Here is a 12455-nt window from a genome sequence, read left to right as displayed (position 1 = left end):
CGAATGTTAAATTTTTAGTAACGAATTTTTAATCAGTTAAAAAGTGATGAATAGTTTGCAAATTATTTTAAAAAAAAAGATAGTATTCCTTAGTTTATTCACATTGCTGACGGGTTCTGCCTTTTCCCAGAATAAAACTAAAATTGAAATCGGAACGATAGATAGTATTTCCTCTAAAGTTTTAAATGAAAATAGAAAAATATGGATTCATCTTCCTAAAAGTGCACGAAATACAGGTTTTGCAAAACAAAAATATCCGGTTGTTTATTTATTGGATGCAGAAGGGCACTTTAGCTCAGTTGTGGGAATCATTGAAGAATTAAGCGAGACGAACGGAAATACAAATTGCCCGGAAATGATTATAGTAGGGATTACGAACACTAATAGAAATCGTGATTTAACTCCAACACATTCGGATGTAGATCCTCCTTTTGTACCCCAAAGCCTAAGTGATCAGTCTGGTGGAGGAGAAAAATTTGTTGAATTCCTCGAAAAAGAACTGATTCCGTATATCGACAGTAAATACCCCACAGCACCTTTTAAAACTTTGATTGGACATTCTTTTGGAGGGTTGACAGCCCTGAATATCCTTACTAATCATACCGACTTATTTAACTCTTATATTGCGATCGATCCAAGTTTGTGGTGGGATCGTCAGAAGTTTTTAGCAGATACGAAGAAAAAATTAGCCAATAAAAACCTGTCAAAAGTTTCCTTATTTATGGCCGCTGCAAATACTATGGATGAGGGGATGAATATTGAAAAAGTTAGAGAAGATGCAACACTTCTTACCAAACATATCCGTTCTATTTTAGATTTCAATGATTTTTTGCAGAACAATAAGAAAAGCAATCTGAATTATGCGTACCAATATTACAACGATGACAATCACGGATCTGTGCCATTGATCGCCACCTATGATGGTCTGCGTTTTCTGTTTAAGTTCAATCAATTGAAACTTTCCATTACGGAACAGTTTAATTTTAATAAAGCAGTTTTTGCTAAGATTGAAAAACACTTCGAGAATGTTTCAAAAAAATTGGGTTATACCGTTAATGTTCCTGAAAATACCGTAAATGCTTATGCTTATCAGTCTTTAGGAAAAAAAGATATGGATTTGGCCGGTTATCTGTTTAAGTTAAATGTTGCCAATTATCCTAAAAGTGCAAACGTATATGATTCCCTTGGAGATTTTTATGAAGCTAATGGTGATAAGAAAAATGCAATTGCCAGTTACGAAAAGGCGCTGCTGTTGGATAAAAACTTTTCGGAAGCAAAGGGGAAGCTGGAGAAACTAAAATAACCGATTTAACAAAAACTTAAAATGTCAGGAGAAAAAGATTTGGAAAAATTGCTAAAAAGCATGAAACCTCAGCATAATTTAGGAGATTATGTTTTCTGTAAAGTAGAAAAGATCGAGAACATGTCTATGGATGATATTGTAATGTTGTTCAAAGAAAATGAAGCAATTACTCTGATTTTGAAAAAAGAAATTGCAGACACATTAAAGTTGGATTACTCAGTTGTAATGTCCTGGATCACACTTACTGTACATTCTTCCTTAGAAGCAGTAGGTTTAACAGCGGCTTTTTCGAAAGCGCTTTCTGAGAATGGTATTAGCTGTAATGTCGTGGCTGCTTTTTATCATGATCATATCTTCGTGGCTAAAAAAGACACAGATAAAGCAATGGAAGTTTTAAATTTATTTTCAGTCTAAATTAGAGTAAAATAGTTAAAAGTAGCAGTAAATATAAGAGAGACAGGGTCGTTGAATTTCTTTTCTGATAATTTATAAGTAAAATCTTATTTTTGAATTAAAAAAAAGTTAAAAAGGAGATGGAAGTCTGCGATTAAAAAACTAGGTTTGCAAAAAAATGAAAACCTACATTATTAATGAAAAAGAAACTATTTTTTATTGTTTTATTAATCTGTTTTAAAAACTTTGCTCAAAACAACCCTAAAATCGCATTTCAGAAAAGCAGATACGAATTAGCTTTAGATTACTATGAAAAAGCAGATTATAAGAAAGCAATTGACTTGTTTTACATTGCCTCAAAAATTAAACCTGATAATACAATAGGTCAGGAATCGATTAAAAAAGTAGATACCTTAAGAACAGTTTTGAGAGAACATCTTTTAAAGCAGGCTATTGGTACCTGGAAAATGGTTGGAGATAAACCGGTTTGGGCTGCTAGTCAAAACAATGCAGCTTCTCAGAAAGATTTTGAGGAATTAATTGAGATTAAAGATGATGAAATCTTTTCGTATGAGAAGAATAAGAAAACGCAGGAAAAAAAACTTATTAAGTCTGAGAAATTAGTGTATTACAACAAAGAGAAATCAGATGCATTGTTTTCGGACATTATTTTATCTGATGGTACAGTTTGGAATTGCACCATAAATGGAAATGAATTACATGTCATTAATGTTGGTAAGAAGGGAGATGAGGGTATTGAAAAAATAACCGACAATAATACAGAGCGATTTTATATAAAAGTAGAATAGTAAAAAAGGGAATCAACTTAGATTCCCTTTTTTTGTTTTTATGAAATATCTTTGTGTGCAAAAGAGTAATTAGCAGAACAATGAAAATCAAAACAATAAAGGCTTCGGAGACCTGGCAAATCAGACATGAAGTAATGTGGCCGGATCAGCCGTTTGAGTTTGTACAGTTAGAAGAAGATGCTTTAGGATTACACTTTGGCGTTTTTGTGGAGGATAAGCTGGTTTCAATTGTTTCCTGTTTCATCAATGATGACAAAATGCAGTTCAGAAAGCTGGCTACGCTGGAAGAATATCAGGGGAAAGGCATTGGTTCTGAGCTTGTAAAATATATTTTGCAGTTAGCGAAAGAAAAGAAATTGAAAAAAGTTTGGTGTAACGCCAGAGTTAATAAAAAAGCTTTTTATGAGAAATTGGGCATGCAGGATATGGGGCAGGTTTTTACAAAAGCAGGACAGCAATTTACCATAATGGAGATTTTACTTTAGAAAACAGAGCGTACTTTTTGAAATAAAATATACATCCTCAGATATTTGCGATTTTGATGTTTTTTTGATGTTTTTCGAAATGTTATCAATTTGATTCTGAATCAGAGTCAATTTTTTATGATTTTTAGGCAAGAAAGAGTGTTTTTTTATCACAAAATCAGCCTATTAAAACCCTGAAAACGTTTTCGTGTTTTATTAAATGTTAAAGCTTATAAAAAAATCTTTTTTTCTTTCGATACTTTCCTTACTTTCGCACCCAAATGAGAAAGTTAATAGTCTTTTTAGTATTTATGAATTTGCTTCTGCTTGGCGGAGGGCAATATCTTAATGCGGGTACTCCTAAAGACTCTCATTCTCACCATCTTGAGAAAAGACACCGTGTGAAATTCACCAATCAGGATCAGGGCAGTTCTATTATAGAAGATGCTGACTGTGATACTGAAGAAGAATGCCTTGGAAGTGATGATCTTAAAGGTGGCCTTTCCAACCATTTGTTTACAACAAATTACAGCTTACTTGACAGTTGGTATCTTTCCTTTGCTACCAGTCAGACAGCTGCAAACGATTATAATCGTTTTAAAATCTTCTTGTCCTTATGTGGCAACTCAAATCCTATCTACATTACTCAACGAGTACTAAGAATTTGATTCAACAATATACATCGGTTGCCTAAGTTGTGATCTGCATATTTTGTTGATGTATTTTTTGCTACTTCATCTTATATGAAAGTTAAGTTCTGACTAAGGGCACCTGATGCATTTTTTCATCTAAAGGAATCACCGTATTCCAAGCACTCAATCGCTTAATTTCCATTAAAATCATGAAAAGAATTATCTTGTTCACAGGCTTAATTGCCCTGGTGTGCCTAACTAGTTGTACAACTAAAAAAGAAGAAAAAGAAGAAGTAGAAAAATTTGTTGTTACCAATCCGGTAAAAATAGACACTTCGTTTACGAAACAGTACGTTTCACAAATCAAATCAGTACGTAATATTGAAATCCGTGCTCAGGAAAAAGGTTTTTTACAAAACATCTTTGTCGATGAAGGACAATTTGTAAAAAAAGGGCAGCTGTTGTTTAAAATTATGCCAAATATGTATCAGGCAGAATTATTAAAAGCACAAGCTGAACAAAAATCAGTAGAAATAGAACTTCAAAATGCCAAATTACTGGCAGATAAAAATATCGTTTCTAAGAACGAATTAAGTGTAGCACAAGCAAAATTGCAATCTGCAAAAGCCGAAGTAGCACTGGCAAAACTTCATTTGTCATTTACAGAAATCAGAGCTCCGTTTGACGGAACTATCGATCGTATTCCATTAAAATTAGGAAGCCTTATTGATGAAGGTGAATTGATGACGAGTCTTTCAGACAACAGTCAAATGTTTGCTTATTTCAATGTTTCAGAACCGGAATATCTACAATACCAGACCGATGTAAAAGATCGTGCTGATAACAGAGTAAGCTTGGTTTTGGCTAACGGTGAAACTTTTAAAGAAAAAGGAAATGTAGAAGTTATCGAAAGCGAGTTTAATAATGAAACCGGAAATATTGCGTTCAGAGCACGCTTTCCTAATTCAGGAAAATTGCTTAGAAATGGAGAAACAGGACAGGTTCAAATGATTGTTCCGCTTAAGAATGCCATCGTAATTCCTCAAAAAGCGACTTACGAAATTCAGGATAAAAAATATGTTTTTGTGATCGATAAAAACAATAAAGTAAATTCAAGAGAAATCACAATAACAGGCGAAATCCCTGATTTGTATGTGATCAGAACCGGACTTGCCGATACCGATAAAATTTTACTTGAAGGAGTTCAAAAAGTAAAAGAGAACGACAAAATCAAATATGAATTCCAATCTCCTAAAGCGGTAATGAACAATTTACGCTTAAAAGCAGAATAGGTTTAATCATTAAAAAAATAAAAAATGTTTAATAAATTTATTCAAAGACCTGTACTGTCGATAGTAATATCGCTTATAATTGTCTTTTTAGGAGTATTGTCGGTATTGAATTTACCTATCACGCAATTCCCTACAATCTCACCACCAATGGTGAATGTTACTGCAGATTATCCCGGATCTAACGGTGAATTGATGATCAAGGCAGTTATTATTCCTTTAGAAAGAGCTTTAAATGGAGTTCCGGGAATGAAATACATGTCTTCTGATGCCGGAAATGATGGTGAGGCGACTATAAAAGTAGTTTTTAACTTAGGAACAGATCCCAACCAAGCGGCGGTTAACGTTCAGAACCGTGTAGCTTCGGTTACCAATAAATTACCTCCATTGGTAATTAGAGAGGGTATAAAAATTACCCGAGAAGTGCCGAGTATGTTGATGTACGTGAACCTTTACAGTACAGACAAAAATACCGACATGAAGTTCTTGTACAACTACGCTGATATCAACGTACTTTCAGAATTGAAAAGGGTAAATGGTATTGGTTCCGGAGATATCCTGGGAACTCGTGAATATGCTATGCGTATCTGGCTGAAACCGGATCGTATGCTGGCGTACAAAATCTCTGCCGATGAGGTAATGGAAGCATTGTCAAGTCAAAGTTTGGAGGCTTCTCCGGGTAAAACAGGAGAAAGTTCCGGTAAACGTTCTCAGGCATTTGAATATGTATTGAAATATTCAGGACGTTTTACCACAAAAGAGCAATATGGAAATATTGTGGTAAAATCCAATGCTAACGGAGAACTTTTACGTTTGAAAGATATTGCCAATATTGAATTTGGAAGTTCGATGTATGATATTTACTCGAACCTAAATGGTAAGCCTTCTGCGGCTATTGTATTGAAACAGTCATTTGGAAGTAATGCCAATCAGGTTATTGAGGAGGTAAAAGCGAAATTGGAAAAAATTAAGCAAAAATTTCCAAAAGGAATGGATTATGAAATTTCATACGACGTTTCTAAATTTTTGGATGCCTCTATCGAAAAAGTAATCCACACGCTGGTAGAAGCTTTTATTTTGGTAGGTTTAGTGGTATTTCTTTTCCTGGGAGACTGGCGTTCGACTGTTATTCCGGCAATTGCGGTACCGGTATCGTTGATTGGAACCTTTGTATTCATGACTTTCTTAGATATTTCATTGAACTTAATTACTTTGTTTGCTTTAGTATTAGCAATTGGAGTCGTCGTCGATGATGCGATCGTTGTGATCGAAGCTGTACACGCGAAGATGGAAGAAGAACATCTGTCGCCTTTTAAAGCAACTAAAAAAGCGATGCATGAGATTGCAGGGGCAATTATAGCGATTACATTCCTGATGGCGGCGGTATTTATTCCGGTGGCATTCATGTCAGGTCCTGTTGGGGTGTTTTACCGTCAGTTCTCGGTTACTATGGCAACGGCGATTATACTTTCGGGTATTGTGGCTTTAACCTTGACACCGGCACTTTGTGCTATGATGTTAAAAAATAATCATGCTCTGCCTAAAAAGAAAACACCTGTTAATGTTTTTATAGATGGTTTTAATAACAAGTTTAATCTGGCTCAGGGGAAATATCAAAATGTATTAGGTAAGATCGTAAACAGAAGAGCCGTTACTGTAATTGCTTTGTTAGGATTTTGTGCCGGAACATGGTTAGTGAGCAGCACAGTTCCTTCCGGATTTATTCCGAATGAGGATCAGGGAATGTTCTATGCTGTAATTCAGACACCTCCGGGTTCTTCATTAGAAAGAACCAACAATATTGCAGAGCGAGTTCAGAAAATTGCTGAAGATATAGACGGAGTAAAATCAGTTTCTTCATTGGCAGGTTACGAAATTCTTTCTGAAGGTACAGGAGCAAACTCAGGAACTTGTTTGGTTAACCTTAAGGATTGGAGCGACCGAAAAGAATCTGTTTTGGAGATCATGCATGAAATGGAGGAAAAATGTAAAGATATTGCAGGAGCTAATATCGAGTTTTTCCAACCGCCTGCTGTACCTGGATATGGTGCTGCCGGAGGATTTGAACTTCGTTTATTGGATAAAACAGGTTCCGGAGATTACAAAAAAATGGAAAAGGTAAATAATGACTTTGTTGCTGAATTGAACAGACATCCGGAATTGTCTAACGTGTTTAGTTTCTATAGTTCGAGTTTTCCTCAATACATGATGAAAGTCGACAATGATCTGGCACAACAAAAAGGAGTTTCCATCGAAAATGCCATGAATACCTTGTCAACTCTTGTGGGAAGTAACTACGAAATCAGTTTTATTAAATTCGGAATTAACTATAAAGTAATTGTTCAGGCTTCTCCGGAATATCGTGCTCAGCCCGATGATATCCTAAAATTGTATGTGAAAAACAACCGTGATGAAATGGTACCTTACTCCGCTTTCATGAGATTGGAAAAAGTATACGGACTTTCTGAAATCACAAGACATAATATGTACACTTCCACACAAATTAGTGGATCTGCGGCAGCGGGTTATAGTTCCGGTACGGCAATTAAAGTTGTTCAGGAAGTTGCTGCTAAAAAATTACCCAGAGGATACGACATCGACTGGGCAGGTATTTCTGCTGATGAGGTGGCACAGGGGAATCAGGCAATCTGGGTATTCCTGATCTGTTTAGGATTCGTATATCTGGTACTGGCAGCTCAATACGAGAGTTTTATTTTACCATTATCTGTAATTCTTTCTTTACCGGCAGGTATTTTTGGAGCTTTCTTTTTACTGAAATTAACAGGATTAGAGAACAACATTTATGCACAGGTAGCGATGGTAATGCTTATTGGTTTATTGGGTAAAAATGCCGTTTTGATTGTAGAGTTTGCAATCCAGCGACATGCTGCAGGTAAATCAGTTCTGGAAGCTGCAATGGAAGGAGCCAAAGCAAGGTTCCGTCCAATTTTGATGACTTCCTTTGCTTTTATTGCAGGTTTATTACCACTTGCATTTGCTACCGGTCCCGGAAAAATTGGTAACCGTACGATTGGTACTGCTGCGGCAGGAGGTATGCTTATCGGAACGATTTGTGGGGTGTTTTTGATTCCTGGTTTGTATTACATCTTTGGGAAAATAGCAGAGAGATACAAACTAGTGAAACATGAAGAAGAGAATCCATTAACAGAAGAAATTGATAACAATCATGTATAAATTCAAATCATATCAATATAGTATTGCATTGAGTGCATGTCTCATGGTTGCAGGGTGTAAAGCCCCTGCTCCTGAGACTACAACAACAAGCACACCAGTTCCTGAGTCGTTTGGTACAACAACTCAGATTCAGGATGCAAACAACAGTACAGCAACATTAGCGTGGAAAGATTATTTTAAAGATCAGAATCTGGTAGAGCTAATTGATGTTGCGCTTAAGAACAATCAGGAATTAAACATTACTTTGCAGGAAATTGAGATTGCAAGAAATGACATTCGTGTAAAAAAAGGACTTCTATTGCCAACTGTTGGTGTTCGTGCCGGAGCGGGAGTAGAGAAAGTGGGCCGCTATACCAGTCAGGGTGCGGGTGATGCCAATACAGACATCAAACCGGGGGTAAAGACCCCAGATCCACTAGGAGATTTTACTATTTCGGCATATGCAAACTGGGAAGTTGATATCTGGAAAAAACTGCGTAATTCTAAAAAAGCAGCTTTAAACCGATATTTAGCGACAGTTGAAGGGAAGAACTTTGTAATTACGAATCTTATTGCCGAAGTAGCCGATTCTTATTACGAGTTACTGGCTTTAGATACCCAATTGGACATTGTAAAACAAACCATCAAATTGCAGACGAATGCTTTGGAAATTGTAAAAATTCAGAAGCAGGCAGCAAGAGCGACCGAACTGGGCGTGAAGAAGTTTGAAGCTGAGGTTTTAACTTCAAAAAGTATGGAATTTGGAATTCTTCAGCAAATAAAAGAAACGGAGAATAAAATCAACTTTTTATTGGGAAGATATCCACAGGAAATTAAAAGAACTAATACAAACAACTTCCTGAGCTTATTACCGGCTGTAGTGACTTCAGGAATTCCGTCTCAATTACTGGCAAATCGTCCTGATGTGAAACAGGCCGAATTAGAATTAGTTGCTTCAAAATTAGATGTAAAAGTGGCACGTGCAGAATTCTATCCTTCATTAGACATTTCAGCTGCAATAGGAGTGCAGGCGTTTAAGCCTTCTTATCTGTTAACATTTCCGGAGTCACTTCTGTATTCATTAGCAGGAGATCTGGCCGCACCGCTGATCAACAGAAATGCGATTAAAGCAGAATTCGCCAGCGCAAATGCAAGACAGCTTCAGGCTTTGTACAATTACGATCGTACCATTTTGAATGCTTATTTAGAAGTTTCTAATCAACTTTCGAAGATTGAAAACTTACAAAAAGGCTATGATCTTAAATCGCAACAGGTAGATGCTCTGAACACTTCAATAGATGTTTCTAATGATTTGTTTAAATCGGCCAGAGTAGATTATTTTGAGGTTTTAATGACACAACGAGATGCATTAGAAGCAAAACTGGAATTGGTTGATACTAAAAAAGAACAATTGAATGCTGCAGTCCATGTTTACAGAGACTTAGGCGGCGGTTGGAAATAATATTGCTTTTTAATTTGTAGACAAAAGCCTTTCAAGATTTTATACTTGAAAGGCTTTTTTAATTGCGGGTGAAAAGAATGTAAAAGAGATTATTGCAATTATTTAGCTTCTCGATTACTGCTAAAAGAATCTCTGAACATTTTCCAGCCTTTTGAAGTTTTCTTCCAGAGAACTAAAAATTTCCCGTCATCCATTAATTCACCTTTGGAGTTTAAGGATTGCCACAAGCCTTCTTCGGTAACATACTCTATGCCGTCACCGTATACTGCTGTGGTGATAAACTTTCCGCCTCTTAAGCCATATTCATCATAAGCTTTTCTGAAAAATTTGGCTGCACTTTCTTTTCCATAAATTTGTGGTGCGTTCGGGAGTAAGATAGAAGCATCTTCAGCATATCGGTCTATGAATAAGGATGGATCATTATTTTTAAAAGAATCAAAATAAATGGCATTGCTTTCCTGTATTGCTTTTTTTGCTTCGCTTAAATCTGCTGTTTTATTTTTGGAAGATGAATTACAGCCGGAAAGCAACAGGACAATTGCAATGAATTTGAATGTCAGATAAATGAGATTTCGATTAAAAAAGAGGTTGTAAAAAACAACTAAGAAAAAGGTTGATTTTGGATTCAATTCTGATGTCGTATTAAAAGAATTCATAGTATAAAGTTTTTAGATTGACTATTATTTTTGTCAAAGATAGTCAGGGTAAAAACGTCTGAATTGTACAAATCGGAACTGAATTTTAAATTAAGGGGCTTAGTTTCTAAGGTACTAAGAATTAATTCTGTAATGCAGTATATTCTTTTTAGATAATTAATTGATTGATAGGAGACTGATTCTCTAAATAGGAAGTTGGCGTAGTTCCTGTAAAGGATTTAAAATCCCTTATAAAATGGGATTGATCAAAATAGCCGGAATCATAAGCAATAGAAGTAAAGGGGTATTCGGTAGTGTTAATGAGCTTAAGACTGTGTTGGAAACGTTTGATTTTATTAAATGCTTTTGGAGCGAGTCCCGTATGCTGAAAGACTAGTTTATGAAGATAACGGGGCGTTATACCATATTTTACTGAAATACTGTTGATATTGCTTTCAGTCGGGTCGTTGAGTAAACTGGATAAGATATGAGCTACTTTTTCGATCTTATCCGATATTTTATCGTTTGTTATAATTTTTTGTATCAGGAAGGTTTCGATCAGTTCGATCCTTTTTTTAATATCAGAAGTTTCTAGTAACTGATCGTGCAAATGTTTTATTGGATTACCAATTATATCTTCGAGATCGAAAATCTGATTGTTGAATATTCCGATTTCATCCTTAAAAAAATAAGCTGCCGTGTGCGTATAAAACCGAATTCCCAACATTGTATGTTTGCCTTTTGATTTTATGGCAAGAGGTTTAGTGATCTGTCCCCATAATTCAATTTTTGGAGTTTTGTAGAAAGTCTGGTCAACCAATGATTCCCAAATGCCATCACCAAGATTGAAAATGATTTCCATTTCGCCACTGGGAAATACCGTATCTTCAAACTCCTTATCCGAATCTGATTCAAAAATATAGTAATGTTTGATATAAGGCTTCAGAATTTCTGATGGCAAAAAATATTGGAATTGCATTTTACGGATGTTTAATTTTCAAATAGTAAATGGATTTTTAGGATTAATTTATTGATAGATGTAAAGTTATGAAAAATAGTAAGGAGAATTTTATAGTAGGACATAGAAATAAAATATTACCGTGCTAGAAAAAATAAGAGCATTTTAGGAGTCTTTTTTGAAGATTATCTAAATTTGTCAGAATAAACAAAACAAAACACATGAAGAAAAAGCTATGTTCATTTATTGTACTACTTTGTTCGTTTTCGTACAGTCAAACTTTTGATGGTAATTTGGGGACTAAAAGTTTAAACTGGAGCCAGACTCAAAAAGATTTTAATAGTGCACCCAGAGCTGGTGTAGAACCAATGTCTATAAGACTTTGGGATAATTATGAAGGGGCAGGTGCACCCTCTAGCTGGGGCTCTCTGCTAGAGATAAATGGTAGAGGAGGTCATTTAGATTCACAACTTTATTTTGACAATACCTGGAATGGGGGCAGAATATTATACAGGAGTGCATTTTTTCAGCAAAATACATGGGAAAGCTGGCGTTATCTTTTAGACTCCAAAAGCGATGTAGAATCTTCTGGAAATTTAAAAATTGGGGGTAGTGGGACAAGTTACGTTTTAGGTAAATTAGGTATTGGAACAGATCAACCAAATAGCTTAACTCTTTTAGATGTTAATGGTAAAGTAATGGTGAGATCAAATCTCTATGTAAACGACATTATGGGGGGTAATGGTGGAGATATTAAAATAGGACCGAATACCGGAGGAGCAGCCTCTACAATTTTTATGATTGGGGGAGCCGATGCCACAGAAGTGATGCGTATTGATTATAGTAAAAATGTTGGTATAGGTACGAAAAATCCAGATTCAAAACTTACGGTTGCCGGAGATATTCATGCTCGGGAAGTAAAAGTAACGGTTAATGCAGGAAGGTTTCCGGATTATGTTTTTGCCAATGATTATAAATTAAAATCATTGCGAGAAGTCGAAAAATATATTAAACTAAATAATCATTTACCAGAAATACCTTCAGCTCAGGAAATAGAGAAAAATGGATTAATGTTAGCAGAGATGAATTTGAGTTTGCTTAAAAAAATAGAAGAATTAACCTTACATGCAATTGAGCAGCAAAAAAATGTTGACTATTTAATTAAAATAGTAGAAGAACAAAATTATAGGTTAAATGTTCTTGAGAAAAAGTAATTAAAAACTAGAAGTCTTTAAAAAATTAAATTTTAAAGACTTTTTTTTCGACTGTTTAGGTTATTTGATGTTTTGCTATAACAAAAACGTTCTAGTGAAGATGTACTTGACATTCCTTGTTA

The 12455-nt window shown here is 35.3% G+C and carries 11 protein-coding genes; 9 read left to right on the top strand and 2 right to left on the bottom strand.

The features are described from left to right. The first annotated feature begins 46 nt into the window (after positions 1 to 46). From BHE19_RS12430 to BHE19_RS12395, 8 genes are all read left to right on the top strand, one after another. Entirely contained in the window at positions 47 to 1303 is a 1257-nt protein-coding gene (locus BHE19_RS12430; protein WP_070907386.1) for an alpha/beta hydrolase-fold protein, read from the top strand. 21 nt (positions 1304 to 1324) lie between these two features. After that, positions 1325 to 1717, top strand: coding sequence for an ACT domain-containing protein (locus BHE19_RS12425; protein WP_070907385.1), 393 nt, complete (start codon positions 1325 to 1327; stop codon positions 1715 to 1717). 176 nt (positions 1718 to 1893) lie between these two features. Continuing rightward, positions 1894 to 2505: a hypothetical protein gene (locus tag BHE19_RS12420; protein WP_070907384.1), complete on the top strand. Its 612-nt coding sequence runs from the start codon at positions 1894 to 1896 to the stop codon at positions 2503 to 2505. A gap of 80 nt (positions 2506 to 2585) precedes the next feature. Then, complete coding sequence (locus BHE19_RS12415; protein WP_070907383.1) at positions 2586 to 2990, top strand: GNAT family N-acetyltransferase; 405 nt, start codon at positions 2586 to 2588, stop codon at positions 2988 to 2990. Positions 2991 to 3250: 260 nt separating this feature from the next. Continuing rightward, on the top strand, positions 3251 to 3637 hold the full coding sequence (locus tag BHE19_RS12410) for a hypothetical protein (protein ID WP_233430703.1): 387 nt from the start codon (positions 3251 to 3253) through the stop codon (positions 3635 to 3637). 173 nt (positions 3638 to 3810) lie between these two features. Continuing rightward, a complete protein-coding gene (locus tag BHE19_RS12405; protein ID WP_017495288.1) occupies positions 3811 to 4893 on the top strand; it encodes an efflux RND transporter periplasmic adaptor subunit in 1083 nt (360 codons plus the stop codon). A gap of 24 nt (positions 4894 to 4917) precedes the next feature. After that, positions 4918 to 8085: an efflux RND transporter permease subunit gene (locus BHE19_RS12400; protein ID WP_070907381.1), complete on the top strand. Its 3168-nt coding sequence runs from the start codon at positions 4918 to 4920 to the stop codon at positions 8083 to 8085. Continuing rightward, positions 8078 to 9526, top strand: a complete 1449-nt coding sequence (locus BHE19_RS12395; RefSeq protein WP_070907380.1) for a TolC family protein — start codon at positions 8078 to 8080, stop codon at positions 9524 to 9526. Before BHE19_RS12400 ends, BHE19_RS12395 begins: the two co-directional genes overlap by 8 nt. Before the next feature lie 98 nt (positions 9527 to 9624). On the opposite strand, the gene BHE19_RS12390 is transcribed toward BHE19_RS12395, so the two are convergent. Together BHE19_RS12390 and BHE19_RS12385 are read right to left on the bottom strand one after the other, a co-directional pair. Continuing rightward, on the bottom strand, positions 9625 to 10182 hold the full coding sequence (locus tag BHE19_RS12390) for a YybH family protein (RefSeq protein ID WP_123923525.1): 558 nt from the start codon (positions 10180 to 10182) through the stop codon (positions 9625 to 9627). Between the two features lie 148 nt (positions 10183 to 10330). After that, positions 10331 to 11140, bottom strand: coding sequence for a helix-turn-helix domain-containing protein (locus BHE19_RS12385; RefSeq protein ID WP_017495292.1), 810 nt, complete (start codon positions 11138 to 11140; stop codon positions 10331 to 10333). Between the two features lie 200 nt (positions 11141 to 11340). On the opposite strand from BHE19_RS12385, the gene BHE19_RS12380 reads away from it, so the two are divergent. Then, positions 11341 to 12333, top strand: a complete 993-nt coding sequence (locus BHE19_RS12380; protein WP_070907379.1) for a tail fiber protein — start codon at positions 11341 to 11343, stop codon at positions 12331 to 12333. The last annotated feature ends 122 nt before the right edge of the window (positions 12334 to 12455 follow it).

The organism is Flavobacterium tructae, from assembly GCF_001853485.1.
GTDB lineage: Bacteria > Bacteroidota > Bacteroidia > Flavobacteriales > Flavobacteriaceae > Flavobacterium > Flavobacterium tructae.
This window is presented reverse-complemented; position numbering and strand designations above follow the sequence as displayed.